The 20,887-nt window shown below is 39.0% G+C and carries 24 protein-coding genes; 3 read left to right on the plus strand and 21 right to left on the minus strand.

What is annotated here, in order from left to right:
* Window positions 1-152: 152 nt before the first annotated feature.
* The 11 genes from LJC66_RS22165 to LJC66_RS22215 form a co-directional block, all read right to left on the minus strand.
* Entirely contained in the window at window positions 153-1,925 is a 1,773-nt protein-coding gene (locus tag LJC66_RS22165; RefSeq protein ID WP_071270826.1) for an ATP-binding protein, read from the minus strand.
* Entirely contained in the window at window positions 1,925-2,641 is a 717-nt protein-coding gene (locus LJC66_RS22170; RefSeq protein ID WP_013059051.1) for a response regulator transcription factor, read from the minus strand. Before LJC66_RS22170 ends, LJC66_RS22165 begins: the two co-directional genes overlap by 1 nt.
* 397 nt (window positions 2,642-3,038) lie before the next feature.
* Window positions 3,039-4,217 carry a c-type cytochrome biogenesis protein CcsB gene (ccsB, locus tag LJC66_RS22175; protein WP_195695938.1) on the minus strand — a complete coding sequence of 393 codons (1,179 nt, stop codon included), beginning with the start codon at window positions 4,215-4,217 and terminating at the stop codon, window positions 3,039-3,041.
* Window positions 4,218-4,228: 11 nt separating this feature from the next.
* The gene (gene resB, locus LJC66_RS22180; protein ID WP_230933551.1) at window positions 4,229-5,851 is read right to left on the minus strand and encodes a cytochrome c biogenesis protein ResB; all 1,623 of its coding nucleotides are present in this window, start codon (window positions 5,849-5,851) and stop codon (window positions 4,229-4,231) included.
* A 12-nt stretch (window positions 5,852-5,863) separates the two neighbouring features.
* Window positions 5,864-6,385, minus strand: a complete 522-nt coding sequence (gene resA / locus LJC66_RS22185) for a thiol-disulfide oxidoreductase ResA (protein WP_230933552.1) — start codon at window positions 6,383-6,385, stop codon at window positions 5,864-5,866.
* 197 nt (window positions 6,386-6,582) lie between these two features.
* Window positions 6,583-7,308 carry a pseudouridine synthase gene (locus LJC66_RS22190; RefSeq protein ID WP_013059055.1) on the minus strand — a complete coding sequence of 242 codons (726 nt, stop codon included), beginning with the start codon at window positions 7,306-7,308 and terminating at the stop codon, window positions 6,583-6,585.
* An 86-nt stretch (window positions 7,309-7,394) separates the two neighbouring features.
* Window positions 7,395-7,928: a spore maturation protein gene (locus LJC66_RS22195; RefSeq protein WP_013084923.1), complete on the minus strand. Its 534-nt coding sequence runs from the start codon at window positions 7,926-7,928 to the stop codon at window positions 7,395-7,397.
* On the minus strand, window positions 7,925-8,524 hold the full coding sequence (locus LJC66_RS22200) for a nucleoside recognition domain-containing protein (protein ID WP_050688201.1): 600 nt from the start codon (window positions 8,522-8,524) through the stop codon (window positions 7,925-7,927). Before LJC66_RS22200 ends, LJC66_RS22195 begins: the two co-directional genes overlap by 4 nt.
* On the minus strand, window positions 8,517-9,665 hold the full coding sequence (locus LJC66_RS22205) for a D-alanyl-D-alanine carboxypeptidase family protein (protein ID WP_230933553.1): 1,149 nt from the start codon (window positions 9,663-9,665) through the stop codon (window positions 8,517-8,519). The genes LJC66_RS22200 and LJC66_RS22205 overlap by 8 nt, the downstream gene beginning before the upstream one ends.
* 117 nt (window positions 9,666-9,782) lie before the next feature.
* A complete protein-coding gene (scpB, locus tag LJC66_RS22210; RefSeq protein ID WP_230933554.1) occupies window positions 9,783-10,355 on the minus strand; it encodes an SMC-Scp complex subunit ScpB in 573 nt (190 codons plus the stop codon).
* Window positions 10,352-11,107: a segregation/condensation protein A gene (locus tag LJC66_RS22215; RefSeq protein WP_013059060.1), complete on the minus strand. Its 756-nt coding sequence runs from the start codon at window positions 11,105-11,107 to the stop codon at window positions 10,352-10,354. The genes scpB and LJC66_RS22215 overlap by 4 nt, the downstream gene beginning before the upstream one ends.
* Before the next feature lie 198 nt (window positions 11,108-11,305).
* On the opposite strand from LJC66_RS22215, the gene LJC66_RS22220 reads away from it, so the two are divergent.
* Together LJC66_RS22220 and LJC66_RS22225 are read left to right on the plus strand one after the other, a co-directional pair.
* Window positions 11,306-11,404: a YjcZ family sporulation protein gene (locus tag LJC66_RS22220; protein WP_170836726.1), complete on the plus strand. Its 99-nt coding sequence runs from the start codon at window positions 11,306-11,308 to the stop codon at window positions 11,402-11,404.
* A 132-nt stretch (window positions 11,405-11,536) separates the two neighbouring features.
* Window positions 11,537-12,058: a DUF309 domain-containing protein gene (locus LJC66_RS22225; protein WP_230933555.1), complete on the plus strand. Its 522-nt coding sequence runs from the start codon at window positions 11,537-11,539 to the stop codon at window positions 12,056-12,058.
* Window positions 12,059-12,132: 74 nt separating this feature from the next.
* Here LJC66_RS22225 and LJC66_RS22230 read toward each other — a convergent pair whose 3' ends face one another.
* Window positions 12,133-12,486 (minus strand): GNAT family N-acetyltransferase, encoded by a 354-nt coding sequence (locus tag LJC66_RS22230; RefSeq protein WP_013059063.1) that lies wholly within the window; start codon window positions 12,484-12,486, stop codon window positions 12,133-12,135.
* 244 nt (window positions 12,487-12,730) lie between these two features.
* Window positions 12,731-13,165 carry a peptidylprolyl isomerase gene (locus LJC66_RS22235; RefSeq protein ID WP_230933556.1) on the minus strand — a complete coding sequence of 145 codons (435 nt, stop codon included), beginning with the start codon at window positions 13,163-13,165 and terminating at the stop codon, window positions 12,731-12,733.
* Between the two features lie 390 nt (window positions 13,166-13,555).
* On the opposite strand from LJC66_RS22235, the gene LJC66_RS22240 reads away from it, so the two are divergent.
* On the plus strand, window positions 13,556-14,431 hold the full coding sequence (locus LJC66_RS22240; RefSeq protein WP_230933557.1) for a DUF1002 domain-containing protein: 876 nt from the start codon (window positions 13,556-13,558) through the stop codon (window positions 14,429-14,431).
* A 49-nt stretch (window positions 14,432-14,480) separates the two neighbouring features.
* Here LJC66_RS22240 and lysA read toward each other — a convergent pair whose 3' ends face one another.
* From lysA to LJC66_RS22280, 8 genes are all read right to left on the minus strand, one after another.
* Window positions 14,481-15,800 (minus strand): diaminopimelate decarboxylase, encoded by a 1,320-nt coding sequence (gene lysA, locus LJC66_RS22245; protein ID WP_071270802.1) that lies wholly within the window; start codon window positions 15,798-15,800, stop codon window positions 14,481-14,483.
* Window positions 15,801-15,938: 138 nt separating this feature from the next.
* Complete coding sequence (locus LJC66_RS22250; protein WP_045292948.1) at window positions 15,939-17,420, minus strand: spore germination protein; 1,482 nt, start codon at window positions 17,418-17,420, stop codon at window positions 15,939-15,941.
* Window positions 17,413-17,979, minus strand: a complete 567-nt coding sequence (gene spoVAEA / locus LJC66_RS22255; protein ID WP_071270796.1) for a stage V sporulation protein SpoVABEA — start codon at window positions 17,977-17,979, stop codon at window positions 17,413-17,415. The genes LJC66_RS22250 and spoVAEA overlap by 8 nt, the downstream gene beginning before the upstream one ends.
* A gap of 6 nt (window positions 17,980-17,985) precedes the next feature.
* Window positions 17,986-18,336, minus strand: coding sequence for a stage V sporulation protein AE (spoVAE, locus tag LJC66_RS22260; RefSeq protein WP_013059069.1), 351 nt, complete (start codon window positions 18,334-18,336; stop codon window positions 17,986-17,988).
* Window positions 18,337-18,339: 3 nt separating this feature from the next.
* On the minus strand, window positions 18,340-19,356 hold the full coding sequence (gene spoVAD, locus LJC66_RS22265) for a stage V sporulation protein AD (RefSeq protein ID WP_043976324.1): 1,017 nt from the start codon (window positions 19,354-19,356) through the stop codon (window positions 18,340-18,342).
* Window positions 19,357-19,369: 13 nt separating this feature from the next.
* Entirely contained in the window at window positions 19,370-19,831 is a 462-nt protein-coding gene (gene spoVAC / locus LJC66_RS22270) for a stage V sporulation protein AC (protein WP_028411545.1), read from the minus strand.
* Window positions 19,832-19,849: 18 nt separating this feature from the next.
* Complete coding sequence (locus tag LJC66_RS22275) at window positions 19,850-20,272, minus strand: stage V sporulation protein AB (protein ID WP_014458301.1); 423 nt, start codon at window positions 20,270-20,272, stop codon at window positions 19,850-19,852.
* On the minus strand, window positions 20,262-20,882 hold the full coding sequence (locus tag LJC66_RS22280) for a stage V sporulation protein AA (protein ID WP_045292952.1): 621 nt from the start codon (window positions 20,880-20,882) through the stop codon (window positions 20,262-20,264). Before LJC66_RS22280 ends, LJC66_RS22275 begins: the two co-directional genes overlap by 11 nt.
* Window positions 20,883-20,887: the final 5 nt, after the last annotated feature.

Below are 20,887 nucleotides of genomic sequence, written 5' to 3' on the forward strand. Positions count from 1 at the left end.
TGTAGATCATTGCACACAAAACATACTATATGCCAATTCCTTCTCTTTTAGACTTGTTTATAGAAAAAATAAAGAGATGTGATTCTCCACTGAATCACATCTCTTTGTTATTCTTATTATTTCAGACGAACAAACTGTTATTTAGCATGTGTTTACTTTGGCAGTTTGATAAAGAAAGTTGTTCCTTCATTTAATTCACTTTCAACCGCAATGATCCCTTGATGTGCCTCCACGATATTTTTGGCGATTGCAAGCCCAAGACCAGTTCCTGACTTCCCTCTCGTTCTGGCTTTATCCGCTTTATAAAATCGTTCAAATACAAATGGAAGATCTTCTTTCGGAATGCCTGCTCCTGTATCTTGAACAGAAAGATGGATTTCGGATTGACTTTTATCAAGATGCAGCTTTACTTCTCCGTAGTCATCCGTATGACGAATAGCATTATCAATTAAGTTTGTCAGCACTTGTTCCATACGGTCTGAATCAATCATCGCTTCAAATTCATCTTCTATTTTTCCATTAAGAGACAGTTTAATATGTTTTTCTTTAGCTAACCCTTGAAACTTACGCAAAACACGTTCTGTAAATTCAACCATTGCTACAGATTCTAAGTGAAGCTGCACATGTCCCGCTTCCATTCGCGCCAAATCTAAAAGTTCATTTACAAGCCGGCCCATACGGAGTGATTCATCATAAATCACCTGTGCAATTTCTTTCTTTTCTTCATCCGTACTTGCAATATCGTCAATAATAGCTTCACTATAACCTTGAAGCATAGAAATAGGTGTACGTAATTCATGAGATACATTTGCAATAAAATCTTTTCTCGATTTATCAAGTTTACGCTCTTCAGACATATCCCGTAGTACAGCTACAGCACCGCGAATTTTCGTTTGATTATAGAGCGGTGACATTAAAATGACCCACGTTTTCCCTTGAATTTTTAATTCTGCACTTCGCTCTGTTTCAGTCTCTACTACCGTTTGAAACAAATGGACGACGTTTGCTGGAAGTTCAGGCACCTGCTGGTTGTTGACATCCTGCTCGTAATACCAAGTCTGAAGAAAATGCTCCGCTGGGGGGTTGGTAATTAAAATCGATCCGTCTCTACTAAACGTAATAACACCGTCTGCCATACTGCTTAAAATACTTGAAAGCTGCTCTTTTTCCTGATTAAGCGCATTGAGGTTAAACTTTAACTGCCTGCCCATTTGATTAAAAGCAATCGCTAACTCTCCAATTTCATCGTGAGTTAAAATAGGTACTTTTGTATCAAAGTTGCCTTTTGTTACTTCAAATGCCGCCTGCCTCATTTTTCTAAGAGGCGCTGTAATTCGAGTAGATAAGAAAAAAGCAAAGATAGTAGTTAAAATAATAGCAATACCTGCAGCCAATAAAATGAACTTAGTCGTATATTGAGCGGGCTCTTCAATTTCAGAAAGAGATTGATACAAATAAACGCCGCCTGTCGGTTTGTTATCTTTCATTAAAGGTACGCCGACAACAAACATTAAAGGCTCATCACTCGTGTCTTTCTTTGTGGTCATGTACATTTTTTCCCGTATTACTTTACCTTTTTCAACCACTTGATTTAGCTGATCGTTTTGCTTCACAATGGCCGAAATAGCTTTCTTATTTTCTTTATCAGGATGTGTGGAATGCCAATAAAAATCGTTATCTTGAACAATAACTACACTTGCTTGGTCTGCAAGTTCACGAGCAATGGATAGTCCTAATTTTTCATCGTCCGTTTCCTGCACAATGGTAGAGATTTTAGCAGCCGTTTTAGTTAAACGGTTTTCTGCATCTACAACATGATAATTTTCAAAAAACTGAAGCAATAAAATAGTCAAAATAAATAAAACAAGCGTGACGAGCAATAGGATAGTAAACCATAGTTTACCAACTACACTTCTCCAAAACATCAGTTATTTTCAACCTCAAATTTATACCCTACTCCCCATACGGTTACAATCATTTTCGCCGCTTGTGACGATACACGATTTAACTTTTCACGCAAACGCTTGACGTGCGTATCTACCGTACGAAGATCTCCAAAGAAATCATAATGCCATACTTCACGCAGCAGCTGCTCTCTGTCGTATACTTTATCTGGCGTTTTTGCGAGATAGCATAATAATTCATATTCTTTTGGAGTTAAGTTAACTTCTTTTCCGTCTGCTGTAACGCGATGTGCATCATTATCAATCGTTAAGTGATCAAAGACAATAAGATTTTTCACGCTTGTTTCTGGTTGAATAAACGTTGCTTGAGAAGAACGTCGAAGCAGTGCTTTTACGCGAAGAACCACTTCTCTTGGGCTAAACGGCTTAACGATATAATCATCTGTACCTACTTCAAACCCTTGGACTCTGTTTACTTCTTCCCCTTTAGCTGTAAGCATGATAATAGGAGTTGCTTTTTTCTCCCGAATTTGTTTACAAACCTCAATACCATCTATGCCGGGCATCATTAAATCTAATACAATCAAATCATAATCTATGTGTAACGCTTTTTCGATTGCTTCATGCCCATCTGCTGCTTCTTCAATGATGTATCCTTCTTTTTCCAAGTACATTTTTAACAATCGTCTAATGCGATCTTCATCGTCTACTAGCAGTAATCTTTGTTCGTTTTGCATGTATTTTCAACCTCCTAGTCTTAGTGTACAAAAAAAAACCGGCGAGTTCTACTTATGATACCCAAACAATGTGACAATTCGTGAACACCTTTACGAAAAACAGCTGTTTTTACCAAAAAGAGGTTGAGACGCAACGAAATCCATCTAGCCTACAGACAAACAAATAAAATAAAGAAGCTAGTAGAGATCGCTTGTTCCACCGCTGTTGATTTCCGTGCAAGTCTTGGCCTTGCCCTCCAATCAACCGCTAGAAGCCCCTACATACATGAACTCTACGTTCACCATTCCAATAAAAAATCCGAACGAATGAGATTCTTCATCAAGAATCTCAACTCATCGTTCGGATCTTTCTTCAACTAAAATATCTTCGTTTCAGCCTCTATTCTATTATTAAAGGTTACGCATATGAATGTAAACCTGCAATAATTAGGTTCACAGCCACTAAGTTGAACATAATGATGGCAAACCCGCCAACTGCCAGCCAAGCTGATTTTTCACCGTGCCACCCTTTCGACAGCCGAAGATGAAGAAAAGCAGCGTAAAATAAAAAGGTGATCAGCGCCCACACCTCTTTAGGGTCCCACCCCCAAAAGCGCGTCCAGGCCATCTGAGCCCAAATCATAGCGAAAATAAGTGCTCCTAGTGTGAAAATAGGAAATCCAATCGCCACTGCTCTGTAGCTTACTTCATCAAGCAAATCGCTGTTTACCTGCTTCACAAGCGGCTGCAGCGCAGCTCCAATTCGCTTCCGTAAAATAAGACGAATCAGCCAATATAAGACGAATCCACTGGCTAACGACCAAATGACCGTATTTAATTTTTTAGCATTGATAATAGCCGGCATATCAATAAGCGGCTGTATATCGTTCCCGTCTGTCCACTCACTTTGATGCGGCCCCACTAGCGGAACCATATGATATACGACTTGCTCTTGTTCTCCACTTTTATTAACCCAATTAAATGATGATTCGTAGTGAGCCGCATTAAAAGCCAGCGTCACCGCTACAAACCCAAGCGTACTAATAAGCGTATACAGGATGAATTCCAGCCAAAATGCTTTTTTATTTCGCTTGGATTGGTCAATCGTTTTGATTAAATAAATCAATCCTGCAACAAAGCTAATGGAAAGCACAGCTTCACCCGTAGCTGCGGTTGTAACATGAATATGCAGCCAATTCGTTTGGAGAGCCGGTATCAGCGGCGTAATTTCAGTTGGAAACATGCTTGCATAAGCAATGATCAAAAGAGCCACCGGCAATGCAAAAAGTCCAAGCATGCTAAGACGATAAATAAAGTAAATAACAATAAATGCGCCAACAAGCATCATGCCAAAAAACGTCGTAAATTCAAATAAATTACTAACAGGAGCGTGGCCTGATGCAATCCATCTTGTAATGAAGTAGCCAATCTGTGCAATAAAGCCGATGATGGTAACCGCAATTCCAAACGTTGCCCACTTTGTTTTCTTTTGAGCTGCTCGCTTATCTCGAATAGCCCCTCCGAAAAAAAAGGTTGCAACTAAATAAGCAATAAACGCCACATACAGTAAATTACTACTTATACTCGCGTAATCCATGCTTTTTCCTCCTATTTTGTTTCTTTATCATTTTGGTCCTTTAACTGTGTAAGAGATGTTGATTCTAATAAACCATTTAGTTCTTTTTTAAGACCATACCAGTTTTTATTTGTATGTGCGGCCAACCATATCTCGTTATTGACTTTTTGAATCCACATGCGGCGATGATTCCAATACATCCCTTGAATCACACCAATCATAAAGATGGCTCCGCCAATTCCTAAAAACCAAAGCGTATAGTCTCTGCGAACGGTTAATCCCGTTACATTTTTCGTCTCCACACCAGCAAAGGTCATTTTATAATCGTTATTTCCTAGCGGCTCCAAGTTCTCTCTAATTCCAACAAAAGCAACTTCCCCTTTTTTATGCTGAGGCGTAATCATTTTAAATACAAAAGCCGGATTGTTAGGCACTCTGGTCTTTGTATTTGGATTTCCTTCATCATCAAAGAAAAAGTCTGGAAAGTAACTCATGAGCTTGACTTTATATCCGTTTTTTAAATCATATGTTTCTTTGGGATTATGTAAATCTACTGTAAGTGAACCAACGTTTCTATTTGCATTTTTATCTGTTAAATGGAAAGACATAGAGCTAAACTCATTTAACTTGAAGTCCACTTGATACATGGCATATCCTTCAAACTTAAGCGGCTGATTCACACGAATCTCTGAATCTTTTATTTTCTTTAACTTTGGATCTGCTCCCGGTATAAGCTTTCCTTCGCGCTTATACAAACTAACATCCGCTTCATATTTTTTGGCTACTTTATTATTCCCTGCACGATCAATTGCTTCTTGAAACACGGCGCTTTCGCTATCTTTATCATACGTTTCAACAGTAAAACGATGGTTTTTCAAAAAATACTCTCCGTTCGTCCCAGGAATAACTTTTGTTTCACCTTCACGGATCCAAAGAACTTCATCTATATACATACCTGGTACAAATCTAAGCATAGCACCTAGTAAAAAGATAATGAGACCGATATGATTAACGTATGGACCCCATCTTGAAAAGCGTCCTTTTTCAGCCAGCAGATTGCCGTTTTCTTCACGAATAGAGTATCTTCTTTTTTTGATCATGCTTTTTACATGTTCATAATCTTGATCCGTCCACGATGATGAAGTGCTATATAAACGCTGTTTTTTTAAGAAGTTTGGATGTTTTGTTACACTCTGCTTTTTTAGAGCTCGGTACAAAGGCACTACTCGATCTAAACTGCAAATGACTAACGACATTCCTAAAGCAGCAATTAAAAGCAAGTACCACCACGATTCGTAGAGATGATGAAAACCTAACTTATAATAAAGCTCTCCTGTCCATCCATATTCCTTTTGGTAATACTCATCTGCTGTCATATTAGGAGGTATGTAAGCTTCTTGAGGATAAATGGTTCCGACTGCAGACGCAACAAGCGTTACAATAATGATCCAAATACCTACTTTTACAGAAGAGAAAAAATTCCATATTTTATCGATAACTGTTTTATTGTACGTTTGCGATCGCCTTGCGCTTCCTTCATAACGCATATCCACTAATTTATCAGTTGCTTCTTCTGCAATAGGCTTACCACAGGCTTCACACAAAATCGTACCATGCGGGTTAACGTGTCCACATTCACATTTTACGTGTTTCATTGTCAACACTCCCTATGGTTTAATTTCTTCCATATATTCTTTTATTTTAGACTCTTCCAATCCCCCAATAAAACTGTCTACAATCTTTCCGTTTTTATCAATTAAAAATGTAGTCGGCAGAGGATCTATTCCGTATGCACCCAAAACTTGTGAATCTTTATCCATCAAAATTGGAAAAGATAGCCCATACTGTTTAGCAAACTGCTCTACTGCTATATTCGTTTCTGCAACGTTAACAGCTAGAATTTCAACACCTTGCTTTTTATATGAGGCATACTGCTTTTCCATCGCCGGCATCTCTTGTTTACAGGGCTTGCACCATGTTCCCCAAAAATTCAAAAAAACTCCTTTGCCTTTGTAATCTGATAGCTGATGAGTTTCTCCATTAACATCTCTTAACATAAAGTCAGGTGCCTTATCTCCGACCGATACCTTTTGTTTATCAGCAAAAAATTGAGCATAAAGGGTATATCCAACCGCGCACAGCAAAACTGCCAATATAACTGTTCGAATAATCAAGCGCTTTTTTTTCATGGCACGAACTCCTTTTAACCGCTTTCAATACGCTTTTTTCTACCATTATATCATTTTTGTGGTAGTGGCTTTCCAATAATATTTCGACGTTTTTGTGAAGTCTTCCTCTCATTCTACAAGTTCGACATTTTTTCAAAAAACCTTGCTTGTTTTTCTAATTCACGACATTTTTCATAAAAAAAACAGGTAAGTGAAAATTACTTACCTGTTTGAGACATTGAATATAATTGTTTGACTTCATGCGCTGTAAGCTCACGAGCTTCTCCTGCATTTAATCCGCGTAAATCTAAAGGTCCGTAGCGTTCACGTTTTAATTTTAAGACAGAATGCCCAATTGCATCGAACATGCGACGTACTTGACGATTTTTCCCTTCGTGAATCGTCAATTCTACAATTGCCGTCTGCTTGCTTTTATCAATAGAAAGAACTTTTGCACGAGCTGGTGCTGTTTTTCCGTCCTCAAGCATCACACCGCGCTGCAGCTGTCTGATTTTTTCACGACTTGGAATTCCTTTAATTTTAGCCACATACACTTTGTCCACTTCAAATTTAGGGTGCATTAGCTGATTAGCAAATTCACCGTCGTTTGTTAAAAGAAGTAAACCCGACGTATCATAGTCCAGACGTCCAATGGGATAAATTCTTTCTTCTACATGTGGAAAGAAGTCAACGACTGTTTTTCTTCCCTTGTCGTCGTTAGCAGCTGAAATGACGCCTCTTGGTTTGTATAACATAAAATAAACGGGCGCTTCGCTTTCTACCGGCACTTCGTCTACTTCAATTTTATCGTTAGGACCTACTTTCGTGCCCAATTCTCTTACAACTTTTCCATTTACTTTCACTCGGCCTTGGCCGATTAATTCTTCAGCTTTACGTCTTGATGCTACACCTGCGTGAGCAATTACTTTTTGTAATCGTTCCATTAACACTTCACCTCTTGTAACATCTTACTTGTTTACGAAGTAATACACAAGTGTATTTGCCACTCAGAGGTAGAATTTTCGATTTCTTACCGACCAAACACAAGGATTACAATGACAACTGAGGCAATAATTCCTACCAAATCTGCCAGTAAACCAACCTTCAGTGCATCTCCCATTTTTTTAATGCCAACCGCTCCAAAATAAACCGTTAAAATATAAAATGTGGTATCTGTACTTCCCTGCATGGTCGATGCCAAACGACCGATAAAAGAATCAGGTCCGTATGTAGAAATTAGATCCGTCGTTATACCAAGAGCAGCCGTTCCAGATATCGGTTTGATAAGAGCTAAAGGTACAATTTCAGCCGGAACGCCGACTGCTTGCAGCATAGGTTTTAAAACAGATAAGAAAAAATCAAGGGCTCCTGAAGCTCGAAAAATAGAGATGCTCACTAACATGCCGACTAAGTAAGGAATGATGGAAAAAGCAATTTGTAATCCGTCTTTCCCTCCCTCTACAAACTTTTCATACGTAGGAATTTTTTTATAGGTTCCATAAAGTAAAATACATCCTACGATAAGAGGAATAAACATCAATGATACTTGATTAAGCATAGTCATTTTCGTTTCCCCCCTTTTCGTGTACGTCGATAATAAAAGAAGCGATCAATGATGATAGCTCCTATCGTAGCTACAACAGTTGCTAAAAGCGTGGTACCGACAATTTCAGTAGGATTAGCCGAGTTATACGTAATTCGAATGGCAATAACTGTGGTTGGTATAAGTGTTAAACTGGTTGTGTTAAGTGCTAAAAGTGTGATCATAGAACGGCTTGCTTCGTCTCTATCGTCGTTTAGCTTTTTAAGCTGCTCCATCGCTTTAATGCCAAGAGGAGTTGCCGCATTCCCAAGTCCAAACATATTCGCCATCATATTGGACAATATGTACCCTAGGGCCGGATGATCTTTTGGAACATCAGGAAAAAGTCTTGTAATGATGGGTCGAAACAGTTTCGCTAACTTGTCGAGAAGCCCTGCACTTTGAGCAATATTCATCATCCCTAACCAAAAGACCAGCACGCTGATTAACCCAATGCTGATGGTCACTGCTTCGCCAGCTCCTTGAAAAATTGCTTTGTTTACATCACCAATTTTTCCATTTATAATCGCAAAAACAATTCCAATAATGGTCAGCAGCATCCAAATAATATTAACCATCTGTTTTGGCTCCAGACTGAATAAACATTAATCGCTTCACCTTATCAAAAAAACCTTTTTGCTGCTCGGACTGCTTTTCGAAATAAATTGGAACACTGTCAATCGTCTCTCCACTTCTATAAATATCGAGCTTTCCTACCACATTTGGAACTTCCCCTGTTTCTTTCCACTGCTTTTTAGGCTGAATTAACGTTGTTTTTACTTCTACAGAGCTTTGTTCTTTCTTGGTGAGCGGATAGACGACATTCCGTTTAATATACAGCTGATCTTTATAGAAAGAATCCTTTATATCTGCCAATTCGCCTTTTGCAGCCAAACTGGTCATATCATATTTATCAAATGCATTTTCATACATGGAAATGTGATCGTTCCAATCATCTGGCGCATTAATCGTTACGGCGATTAAATCCATTCCATCTTTTGTAGCAGTTGTCACAAGCGTTCGTTTTGCTAATTTTGTATATCCTGTTTTTCCGCCAGTACAGTATGCATATAGTGTTGTAAGCAGTTTATTTTTGTTTTTCCACACTCGATCCCATTTCTCTTCAGGGTGCTTCATTCGATAGACTTTTGTTCCTGAAATCTCTTTGAAAATTTTATTATTCATTGCATAGCGCATGAGCAGAGCCATATCGTGCGCGGTTGAGCGATGATTTTCATGATCGTCTAATCCATGCGGATTTTGAAATGTTGTATTTGTCATGCCAATTTCTTCTGCTTTTTTATTCATCAAATAAACAAATCCATCTTCGCTTCCTCCAACGGCTTCTGCGATAGCTACAGCAGCATCATTACCTGAACGAAGCATCAAGCCATATACTAAATCTTTTAATTTTATTTTTTCACCTTCAACTAAATACACAGAAGAACCTTCAACACCAACTGCGCTGTGGCTCACGGTAACTATTTTATTTATTTTGCCAGATTCAATCGCCAGTATTGCTGTCATAATTTTTGTAATGCTAGCAATTCGGCTAACTTGATCTGCATTTTTAGCATATAACACTCTCCCTGATTTCTGTTCCATCAAAATAGCACTATGAGCACTTACGCTCCCCGCTGCAGATGATATGGAAGGCCAACCGCTGAGACATAGCAATACAATAAATAGATAGATGATACTTTTTTTGCTTCTTTTCATGTCATCCCCGTCCCTCTACCTGTTTGTACAAGTTTATGCTCGTCTTTTTTGGTTATGAATGAAAAGATTTGTCCATACAAAAAGAACATAGAAAAAACTCTATGTTCTTTTACATTTTCACTTCATTTCTTGAAACGATTGAAAAAACAAATCTGCTTCTTGATCGGTTCCTTCTTGTAATAAATCTTCTGGAAGCGGCGGCAGCCCTTCGATACTTTTAAGGCCAAAATAGCCTAAAAATTCTTTTGTCGTTCCGTATAAGATGGCCCGCCCTGCGCCTTCCGCTCGTCCCACTTCCTTTAATAAAACCTTTCCAATTAAAGTTTGAAGAGGCCTTTCCGTTTTCACTCCGCGAATCTCTTCGATTTCAGCTCTTGTAATTGGCTGCTTATACGCTACAATAGCTAACGTTTCAAGTGCTGCTTGTGATAATGATTGATTAGCGGGGGCTTCTACGAGCTTCTCAATATATGGTGCATACTCTTTTTTGGTGACAAGCTGATAGGCCCCTCCTATTTCAACAAGTGTAACTCCTCTGAACTTACACTCCTGCTCTAAGCTCTCCAAAGCACCTTGAATGTCTTCATGAGGCTTTTCTATAATCTCAGCTAACCGGCTAATGGACAGACCTTCATCACCAGAAACAAAAAGTAAGCTCTCAATAATAGCCTGTAGATTATTCGTTGTCATTCCTCTTCATTCCTTTCTCGATACGATACATAAAGCTCGTCTAGATTGTGCTGCTGTTCCACAACGATTTCATTTTCTTTCATTAGTTCCAGCACAGCTAAAAACGTTACAACAATATGATCACGCTCTTGATAAGGAAACAGCTGATAAAAACTTTTTTTCCCTTTAAAGGCTTTTAATTCATTCACAATTTCACTCATGCGCTTGTCAATTGGAATGTCTTGCCTTGCTATTTTCGTCTGCATAGGCTTTTTGTTTTGCTTTCGTTTCATCAACTTTTGAAAAGCACTTAGCATATCATACAGTGATATATCCAATCCTTCATCCTGAGGCTGTGTACGTTCTTCTGCATTTATTTGCACATTACTTGGAGGTTTTGTATACACATGACTTTGGTCTTCTTCCAGCTTTTGAAGCTCTACAGCCGCTTCTTTAAACTTTCGATATTCAATTAAGCGCTGCATCAATTCTTCACGCGGATCTTCTTCATCGACCATTTCAATTTCATCCATATCTTCTTCATACGTAGGCAGAAGCATTTTACTTTTAATTTGAAGCAAAGTTGCTGCCATGACTAGATACTCACTGGCAACGTCTAGCTGAAGCTCATTCATAGTATGTATAAACATCATATATTGCTCAGTAATTGTCGCTACTGGGATATCGTAAATATCAATTTCAAATCGGTTAATCAAATGCAGAAGAAGATCTAAAGGTCCTTCAAACGCATCTACTTTTACACTATACTCCACTTTTATCTCACCAACACTTTTCAATTGCTTATCATTTCTGCTGCTTTATATAACGTTACTATCATTAGTATAGAGGATTATAGACACATGTCCAATACAAATTAACGTAAAAATAGGTCATTTGCCCATACAAAAAGTTTAAACATACATATGATGTCAAGGTAATAACATTTTGGAATGACTGAAGGAGGAACTCGCATGGGTGAAAAATCTTGTGGATACGGTAGCGGTTTCGCTTTAATTGTTGTACTGTTTATTTTATTAATTATTGTTGGTTGTTCTTGCTTACGCTTCTAACCACACATATTGAATAAAAACAAACGTGTTCTCCATACCTTGAGCACGTTTGTCTCTTTAAAGGCACCGCGCTGATGAATAGCTAACTTTTGTGATACACTACATATAGAGTCTTACCAGGAGGGAACAAGATTGTATTCACAAGCTTATATTGATTATTTAGTTCATTTTCATGGCGACCGAGATTACTTTGAATGTCATGAACTGCTAGAAGAACACTGGAAAAAAGACGAAAGAGGACACCGCAATATTATTTGGGTTGGTCTTATTCAAATTGCTGTTTCACTCTATCATCATCGACGCCAAAATTTCACCGGAGCCGAAAGAACGATGCAAAAGGCGCTGGCAATTTTAACAAAGGAAGAAGAAAATATTGCACAGCTTGGACTTAATTATAGTTCAATGCTTAAACTTCTTCGCAAACAATTAGCTTTAATCGATACCTATCAGCCATATAAAAGTATTAACTTACCCATTGAAGATCCAGCATTATTACGAGCTTGCAAACAAAGAAGCACTGATAAACAGCTTGTCTGGTTATCAGCTTCTAATCTGCAAAATGATGCGATTGTTCATCGTCACAGCACGCGAGATCGGTCAGATGTGATTGCGGAAAGACAAGCGAACTTATTGGCAAAACAAAACAACAGGTAGCGGAAGCTACCTGTTGTTTTATGATGACTAAGATGTGAAAGAAGCTTTTGCACCTTACCTAATCATGCTTTTCTTTATTCATCCGCCTGACACTTTTCATAAAACGGAGCGATGATTTCACTCGGCTTAATTTGTGCAGTCGTATACATTTCTTTAAGAGCTTTAATCATTTTTTTGCCAATGCCCTGTTGGCGGTGTGAAGGGTTTACACTGACGTGTTGAACCTCAATCAAACTTTTATCGAGCATGGAAATGCCAACAATCCCAATAATATCTTCTTCTTGTTTCCAAAGATACAGCTGCCAATGTTCGTTTTGCTCATATTCTTTCATCGTTTGTTGAAGTTTTTTTAAATCTTTTTCCGTAGGTACAAACGATAGAAGACCCATGGCAATTTTTTCATAGTTTCGTTTATAGCGAATAAGCATACGATTCTCCCTCGTCCTCAAACTTTCCTACAAATTAATGCGCTGCGTTTTTTACTGCTTTTATCATACAAAATTTATAAGTAAATAGCAATATTACACAAAAGCTTGTCCTATGTCATGCGTGTATGAGAAACCTAATCTATTACGCTTTTTGAGCTGTTGCGCGAAGAAAAAACGCCGTAACCCCCTGTAAAAGGTTGTTATGACGTTTTATCAGCTAATATCCATTTATAGCAGTATGCTCTTATTCTTCCCAGACTTTTACTTCTTTCATTACGTCGCCATTTTTCATTTTTAACACTGTATCAAGTCCTTCTGTTACTTTCCCAAATACAGTGTGAACACCGTTCAAATGAGGCTGTGGCTCGTGAACAAGAAAGAACTGGCTGCCGCCTGTGTCTTTACCAGCATGTGCCATTGATAGAGAACCCGCTTCATGTTTGTGAGGGTTTCCTTCTGTTTCACATTTAATTGAGTAGCCAGGGCCGCCAGCACCTGTACCAGTTGGATCTCCTCCTTGAGAAACAAATCCAGGGATAACGCGGTGGAACGTTACGCCGTTGTAGAATCCTTCATTAGCTAACTTTTCAAAGTTTTCTACTGTTCCTGGTGCTTCGTTCGAAAATAAATCGATTAGAATTTTTTCGCCATTTTCCATTAAAATACTTGCTTTTTTCATATAAATAACCTCCAATATATGTATTAGTACCGCTATAGGCTCTGTTTTTCCCTATCAAAGCGGCAAAACGTAAAAGTTGTAAGTGCCACCTAGAGGCAGAACACTTACATTTATAAACTCACTCTATTCTACTACAAACAAGCTCATGAATTCAATGAATGCACTTTTTCACTTTCTTCTCATAGGGCTCTAAATAAAAAATAGTAGTTGTGAGATGAAACTTTTTATAGTATCATCCGTCTAATACAGTGATGGAGATACATAGATTTCATTTTATATAGAAATCTACGCCTCTAGACTGATTTATGGGAAAATGATGAATTGACTCTGTTACTTCAGACCTGCCCGTATTATAATAGGGCAAGTATGGGATTAAAGGAGGAAAAAGGTTTGAAATTAACGATAAAAGCAATGATGGTGACATTAGGTCTTCTTCTATTCCTAACCGCACCCTTAAAAAGTTTTGCAGATGCTGCTCCTGGCGATGTGATTATTACATTAGGTCAGGACTTAACCAGCTCTCAGAAGCAACAGGTATTAAATGACCTTGATGCACCAAGCAATGCTCAAACAGTAACCGTGACAAACCAAGAAGAGCATGAATATTTAGGTGACTTTATTCCAAAGGCTACTATTGGATCTCGTGCTATTTCATCTTCTAGTATTACCCTTGGTTCAAAAGATTCAGGTTTAAGCGTAGCAACTCAAAATATTAATGGTATTACAGACGACATGTATATTAATGCTTTGATGACCGCCGGCGTTAAAGATGCAAAAATCCAGATTACCGCTCCATTTGAAGTATCTGGTACAGCTGCTTTAACAGGTATTATGAAAGCATATGAAGTTCAAACAGATCAAAAAATCCCAGAAGAAGTAAAAAAAGCAGCCAATGAAGAGATGGTCCAGACATCTGAGCTTGGTGAAAAAATCGGTAAAGAAAAAGCAGCGCAGTTTATGGCAACGATTAAAGAAGAAATTGCCAAAGAAAATCCTCAAACAAAGGATGATTTACGCACGTTAATTCAGCGAGTGGCTGATGATTTAGGTATTAAATTAACAGATTCAGAGCTTAATACACTTGTTGATTTTTTCAATCGTTTAAAAGATATGAACATCGATTGGAATCAAGTAAAAGACCAACTTTCCGCGACAAAGGAAAAAGTAACAACATTTCTTCAGTCAGAAGAAGGCCAATCATTTCTTGATAAATTAAAGCAATTCTTTGTTGATATTATTAATGCTATTAAATCGTTATTCTCATAAAAAAAGAGCCTCTTGAACAAGAGGCTCTTTTTTTTACGTTAATCACTCGTTACTTTTTTACCGTCACTTTGTATTTCACGTCATTTTTTACAATGTCTTCATACGTTTCGCGTTTTACGACTAGCTGTGCTTCTCCATCTTCTACGAACACGACAGCTGGCTTTGGCAAACGGTTATAGTGACTTGCCATAGAATAACCGTATGCGCCTGTACAAAACATCGCTAATAAATCATCTGGGTTTGCTTTTGGAAGGTGTACATCCCACATCAGCATATCCCCCGATTCGCAGCACTTACCCGCGATGGATACGAGCTCATCACTCTCATCATTCATTCGGTTGGCAATGACTGCTTCATATTTCGCTTGATACAGCGCCGGACGGATATTGTCGTTCATTCCTCCATCAATCGCTACATATTCGCGTACATTAGGTACATGTTTACGAGAACCGATTGAATACAGGGTCGTTCCAGCATCTCCTACAAGAGAGCGGCCGGGCTCAATCCAAATTTCAGGAATTTCTACCTCTAACTGTTTGGACTGCTTTTTGACCTCTTCTATAATAACTTCCACATACTGCGAAACAGGAATAGGCTGATCTTCTTCCGTATACCGAATGCCAAAGCCGCCGCCTAAATTTAATACTTGCGGAACAAATTCTATACGTTGTTTCCACTCTTTCATTTTTGCAAAAAGCTTTTGAGTCGCCATAATAAATCCGGTTGTTTCAAAAATTTGCGATCCTATATGACAGTGAATACCTAAAAGTTCTAGCCCTTTGCTTTTCTGCACGAGACGAACTGCTTCGTCTGCCTGACCGTTTTGAAGGTCAAATCCGAACTTAGAATCTTCCTGCCCTGTCAAAATATAATCATGTGTATGAGCTTCGATTCCGGGTGTTAATCTGAGAAGAACAGGCATCTTTTTTTGATACTTTTCCGTTATTTCCTGAAGCAATGCAATTTCATAAAAATTATCAACTACAATGCATCCTACATCTTCTTTGACGGCCATTTCTAGTTCTGCTCGGCTTTTATTGTTTCCATGAAAATGAATCCGTTCTTTCGGAAAGTCAGCTGCTAAAGCGGTATACAGTTCTCCTCCCGAAACAACGTCTAACGAAAGACCTTCTTCATGAACAACTTGGACCATGGCAATTGTAGAAAAAGCTTTGCTTGCATAAGCGACCTGTGCTTTTACCCCATGCTTTTCAAATGTTTCTTTAAATCCTCTAGCACGCTGCCGAATTAAAGCCACGTCATATACGTAAAGGGGTGTCCCAAAATTTGATGCTAATTCAACCGTATCAACTCCACCAATTTCAAGATGACCCTGCTTATTTATGCGACTTGTTCCGTGTAAAAACATGTTTAGACCCCGTTCCTGTGTATAGTGTAAAAAAGACAGTTAACGGCAATTCGCTGCTAACTGTCTAAATATTTATTATTTTCCATATTTAAAACAAATCTATCACATCTTCATACAGGTTTCAACCACATATTTTGTTTAAGGTTTTGCAGGCTGGCGGTCTTTGTCCTGCGGATGTACAATACTAGGACGCGGATTTGCTCCAGGAACCGGTGTGCGAATGAGAATCTGCCATAAAGCCTGCGGATTGAATGGAAGAAACGGCCACAAATAGGGCGTATTCAACGATTTTAGTCGCGCCATATAGAGAATGATACACGTTGTTGCAATAAGAAACCCTGGAGTATGAAAGGCCGCCACAAAAATTAACAAAAATAATCGCAGCATTTTATTTGCTACTGCTAACTCATAGCTTGGCGTTGCGAATGAACCAATTGCTGCAATAGCTACATACAAAATAACCTCCGGAACAAAGAGACCTACATCAATAGCAATTTGCCCAATAAGCGCGGCGGCAATCAAGCCCATCGCCGTGGCGAGCGGCGTCGGCGTATGAATCGCCGCCATCCTCAGAAATTCAATCCCAAAATCAGCTAGGAAAATTTGAACAACAGTTGGAATATTTGTTGCTTCGTTTGGTCCAATAAACTGCAATTTTGACGGCAGCAAGTCTGGCTCAAGTACAAATAACAGCCATAACGGTAATAAGAAAAGAGAAGCAAGAATTCCTAAAAACCGTATCCAGCGGATAAACGTACCGACAGAAGGAGCCTGCCTGTATTCTTCTGCATGCTGCACGTGATGAAACAACGTAGTTGGCGTAATAATAACGCTTGGAGACGTATCGGTAATAATGATCACATGCCCTTCTAGTACATGAGCTGCTGCTGTGTCCGGACGTTCTGTATAGCGTACCATTGGAAAAGGATTAATTCCTTGTTTGACTAAAAACTCTTCAATTGATTTGTCAGCCATCGGCAAACCATCTATATCAATTGCTTCCAGTTCATCTTTTATCAGTTTAACCAGCCCTGGATCAGCTACGCCATTTATGTACCCAATCGCTACGTCCAGTTTTGATCGTTCGCCTACCTTCATAATTTCAAAACGAAATCTTCCGTCACGAATTCGTCTTCTTGTTAACGCAGTATTGATAATGATGTTTTCAGTGTATCCATCTCTTGCTCCGCGAATTACTTTCTCTGTATCCGCTTCTTCAGGGGATCTGCCAGGATATGTACGCACATCGACTTCAAAGCCAACTTCTTCACCGTCAATTAAAACGAATAGCAGTCCTGATAAAACCGACACCATTCCATCATCCAGCGTCTTTAAAGGCTTGACTTGCTGATGAATAAGACGGTTTTCAACAATATCCTTTAGCTTTGCCCGTTCAACTTCATTATCATTAATTTGAACGAGGACTTTGGTAATTTCAATAATAAATGAACTATCGCACAGTCCTGTTACATAGTAAACGTGAACTTCTCGATCCAAAATAAGTAGTTTACGCACGCCCACATCAAAACTTGTGTTCATACTAGCGTTTTCTTTGAACCACTGATCGTTTTTTTGTACTTTCGAAAAAATAGCTGTTTTCTGCTCTGCTAGCTTATCCAAACGAACCGCTCCTTTCTAAAATAAGTCTTGCTGCTTTTTCTGTAATAGGACATCCCAGTTTAACATCATCCATCCTAGCCATTTTGCCGATATCGCCTATTCCTACAACTAAGGGAATATCGAGCTGATCCAAGCAGTAAACTGTATCTCCATTAATTCGTCCGACTTCTAACTCTTGAATTCCGCTTTTATCCACGCCGTAATGCGATATTTCCCCAAAACGATCAATGGTCACATCCACTCTTGTCCATTCGCTTTGATGAGTACGTGATGCAACAGCAATCACTCCAAGAACTTCTACTTGAGGATGCTTTGCTACATGGAGCAAAGCAATTTCCCCAGGTCCTTCCTCTAAGAAACCGCTATCGTCAAACATCACAAAGACGGGGTCATATGGTGCTTGAAGAATTAAATCTACTGTTTGACTGCCTGTTAACGTAGTAGGGTTTCCATATGACCTCGAAATGCATCTGCCACCAACCGATTTGGCTACATGCTCAATGGCTTTGCGCGCATATTCATCCCCATCGGTTACAATAATGACCCTTCTTTTTTTCATAATCTTTTATCCTTTCGGTTTAAAGATTAACGCAATAATAAAAGCAAATAAAATAGCTGCTGAAATTCCAGCCGAGGTAAGTTCAAAAATCCCAATCCCAATCCCAATAAATCCGTGGTCATCGGCTTGCTTCATCGCTCCGTGCAGCAAAGAATGACCAAAGCTTGTAATTGGAACCGTCGCTCCGGCGCCAGCAAATTCAATTAACTTATCATAAAGACCAAATCCATCTAAAATCGCTCCTGCAACTACAAACGAACTCATAACATGCGCTGGAGTAAGCTTAGCAAGATCAAGCAGCAGCTGCCCAATAACGCAAATGATTCCTCCTACAGCAAAAGCTATTACATACTCCATTGATCATCCCCCCTCCCCAATATGTTCTAAGACGACGCCATGAGCAATTGTTGGAATTGACTCTTTTTGCTGAATCATCGTTGGACTTAAAAGAGCTCCTGTTGCCACCATAAACACTTTCTTTAAGTTTCCTGATTTTAATTCATTTAAAATATGCCCATATGTGACAATAGCCGAGCAGCCGCAGCCGCTTCCTCCTGCAAATACATTTTGATCAGGGCGGTATACCATTAATCCGCAATCATTATGATTGGTTGATATATCGTAGCCTTCGTCTTTGAGCAGCTGTTTTAAGATTGGACTGCCTACACCAGATAAATCTCCTGTTAAAATAAGATCATACTCGCTTGGAGCGATGTTTAAGTCTTCCAAATGCCTTTGAATGGTATCTGCAGCAGCTGGTGCCATAGCAGAACCCATATCGTTTGCATTTTTAATCCCGTAATCCATTACCCGACCAATCGTTGCAGACGTGAGACGCACAATACCTTTTTCTTTCGAGACTAGCGCTGCCCCCGCTCCCGTAATGGTTGCCGTTGCTGTATCTGGTTTTTGTCCTCCGTACTCGGTAGGATTTCGAAATTGACGCTCAGCTGTTGCGTTATGACTGCTCGCTGATGCAATAACACGATTAGCAAACCCAGCATCTACAAGAGCTGCTCCCGTTGCTAATGTTTCCATCGATGTGGAACAAGCGCCAAACATGCATAGAAATGGAATTTGGTTATGTCGGGCTACAAAATTAGCCGTTACGTTTTGATTTAATAAATCTCCAGCCAAAAACAAATCAACGTCTTCATAGGATAAATTTATTTTTTGCAAGCAGGAATCAATGGACTCCGTCATCAGTCTTCTTTCAGCTAACTCCCAGTTGTCTTCTTCACAGTGCAAATCTTTATGTGTAATATCAAATGTTTCTCCCAACGGTCCATCTGCTTCTTTTGGCCCTACTGCTGTTCCTGTAGCATTAATGTAAATAGGATTTTCATAAACCCACGTTTGCTTTCCAGTTTTTCTCATAATCCCCCTCTTTTCATAGCAAATAAGTTTTAAAAAGGTAGCGAATGATTCCTACAACGTAAGCCGAAACCGTTCCAAATACAATGACGTTTCCAGCCAGCTTGAACATGTTGGTCGCAACTCCGAGAACAATTCCTTCACTTCGATGTTCAAGCGCTGCACTCGTCATGGAATTGGCAAAACCCGTAACAGGAACGGCTGAACCTGCGCCTGCGAATTGACCGATACGATCGTATATCCCAAACCCGGTTAAGAGCGCAGATATTAAAATAAGGGTTGCAACGGTAGGATTACCTGCATTTTTTTCATTAAAGTCAAAAAATGCAATATAGAAATTTTGAATTGCCTGTCCTAATGTACAAATGATCCCCCCTACCAAAAAGGCTTTTAGGCAATTTGCCACATATGAAGGTTTAGGCTGAAATGGTTTAATACTTTCTTGATAGTTATCTTTTAATTTTTGATTATTTGCCACGTTACATACATCCTTTTCTTATTGATTAACAAAATAAATCCAATGAAATAATGATCCGCATACTTTGCCTAGTACAATGGCCATTAGCAATAAAATAAGCTTGCCTTCCATCCCTATCCGTTTCGTTAACGTCGGCAATACATTAAGCACTTCTGTTAACGCTGCTGCCAGCATCCCAATAAAAATACCGCTCGTTAGACCTATGATCATAATAAGCACCGCAGGAAACTGCCACGTGTATTGATGAAGACTGCACCAACCGCCTGTAACAGCACCACCCACCACTCCCCATTCATATGCTTGAATGTATTTCATGGTTTTGGTCAGCTGCATCAAACGCGGAATAATGCCCAGCACCGTTAAAAATGCTACAAACCCAGCACCTGCAGCCAGTCCTCCCGCAAGTCCAATTACAATGGTCATCACAATGTTAATGATCATCAATTTTTTTCATACTTTCTTTATTCTCGTGCATAATGACGTATTGATCTAAGTCTTGCTGGTAATTAAACATTTCGACTTCGAGAGGACTAGGCTCTTCATTAATTCGTTTTCTAAAGACGTGGTTAAAAAACAGAATCATTCCCAGGCCTAAACCGATAGAGTAAGGCACTTGAATCAGCAAAGGCTGCTTATCTCTCAGACCGGTCAGCATATAGAACAATTTTTGATGTACTTGTCTCATACTCACATCTTCGTGAAAGTTCATAATTGCTAAAGCAGCTCCGATGAAGAGAAGAAACCAAACAGCTAGAAAAAACAAAAAGGAATATTGTTTCTTTTTATACACGACCTCTACAATCGTTTGAGCGGGTCCAATCGTCTGAATGTCTAAATGCGGATACTGAGAGGCAACTTTTTCAATTACCTTCATTAAATCAACAATGATAATATTTCGATCACTCATACTTACTTGGTATACAATGAGCTTTTCAATTTGCTTTTGAACAGAATCTCCTGCTATAACCATTGCTAATTGTCCAATATTTACAGCCTCATCAGGTTTTACTTGAATACGATGCCTCATTTTAAGATAAAGAACGTTTTCCATTCATA

Source organism: Priestia sp. TSO9, assembly GCF_021029645.1.
In the GTDB taxonomy this organism is placed as follows: Bacteria; Bacillota; Bacilli; order Bacillales; family Bacillaceae_H; genus Priestia; species Priestia megaterium_E.

Excerpts from the sequence above, each read along its gene's own strand:
- LJC66_RS22200 (WP_050688201.1), bottom strand. The coding sequence starts at position 8,524 with ATGGTTAATATTATTTGGATGCTGCTGACCATTATTGGAATTGTTTTT.
- LJC66_RS22165 (WP_071270826.1), bottom strand. The coding sequence starts at position 1,925 with ATGTTTTGGAGAAGTGTAGTTGGTAAACTATGGTTTACTATCCTATTG.
- scpB (WP_230933554.1), bottom strand. The coding sequence starts at position 10,355 with ATGACAACGAATAATCTACAGGCTATTATTGAGAGCTTACTTTTTGTT.
- spoVAEA (WP_071270796.1), bottom strand. The coding sequence starts at position 17,979 with ATGAAAAAAAGAAGGGTCATTATTGTAACCGATGGGGATGAATATGCG.
- LJC66_RS22235 (WP_230933556.1), bottom strand. The coding sequence starts at position 13,165 with ATGAAAAAAGCAAGTATTTTAATGGAAAATGGCGAAAAAATTCTAATC.
- resB (WP_230933551.1), bottom strand. The coding sequence starts at position 5,851 with ATGAAACACGTAAAATGTGAATGTGGACACGTTAACCCGCATGGTACG.
- LJC66_RS22230 (WP_013059063.1), bottom strand. The coding sequence starts at position 12,486 with ATGCTTATTCGCTATAAACGAAACTATGAAAAAATTGCCATGGGTCTT.
- LJC66_RS22195 (WP_013084923.1), bottom strand. The coding sequence starts at position 7,928 with ATGACTATGCTTAATCAAGTATCATTGATGTTTATTCCTCTTATCGTA.
- LJC66_RS22275 (WP_014458301.1), bottom strand. The coding sequence starts at position 20,272 with ATGATCATTAACATTGTGATGACCATTGTAATTGGACTTGCGGGAGGA.
- LJC66_RS22170 (WP_013059051.1), bottom strand. The coding sequence starts at position 2,641 with ATGCAAAACGAACAAAGATTACTGCTAGTAGACGATGAAGATCGCATT.
- LJC66_RS22205 (WP_230933553.1), bottom strand. The coding sequence starts at position 9,665 with ATGAAAAGAAGCAAAAAAAGTATCATCTATCTATTTATTGTATTGCTA.
- resA (WP_230933552.1), bottom strand. The coding sequence starts at position 6,385 with ATGAAAAAAAAGCGCTTGATTATTCGAACAGTTATATTGGCAGTTTTG.
- ccsB (WP_195695938.1), bottom strand. The coding sequence starts at position 4,217 with ATGGATTACGCGAGTATAAGTAGTAATTTACTGTATGTGGCGTTTATT.
- spoVAD (WP_043976324.1), bottom strand. The coding sequence starts at position 19,356 with ATGAGAAAAACTGGAAAGCAAACGTGGGTTTATGAAAATCCTATTTAC.
- LJC66_RS22280 (WP_045292952.1), bottom strand. The coding sequence starts at position 20,882 with ATGGAAAACGTTCTTTATCTTAAAATGAGGCATCGTATTCAAGTAAAA.
- spoVAE (WP_013059069.1), bottom strand. The coding sequence starts at position 18,336 with ATGGAGTATGTAATAGCTTTTGCTGTAGGAGGAATCATTTGCGTTATT.
- LJC66_RS22220 (WP_170836726.1), top strand. The coding sequence starts at position 11,306 with ATGGGTGAAAAATCTTGTGGATACGGTAGCGGTTTCGCTTTAATTGTT.
- lysA (WP_071270802.1), bottom strand. The coding sequence starts at position 15,800 with ATGTTTTTACACGGAACAAGTCGCATAAATAAGCAGGGTCATCTTGAA.
- LJC66_RS22190 (WP_013059055.1), bottom strand. The coding sequence starts at position 7,308 with ATGGAACGATTACAAAAAGTAATTGCTCACGCAGGTGTAGCATCAAGA.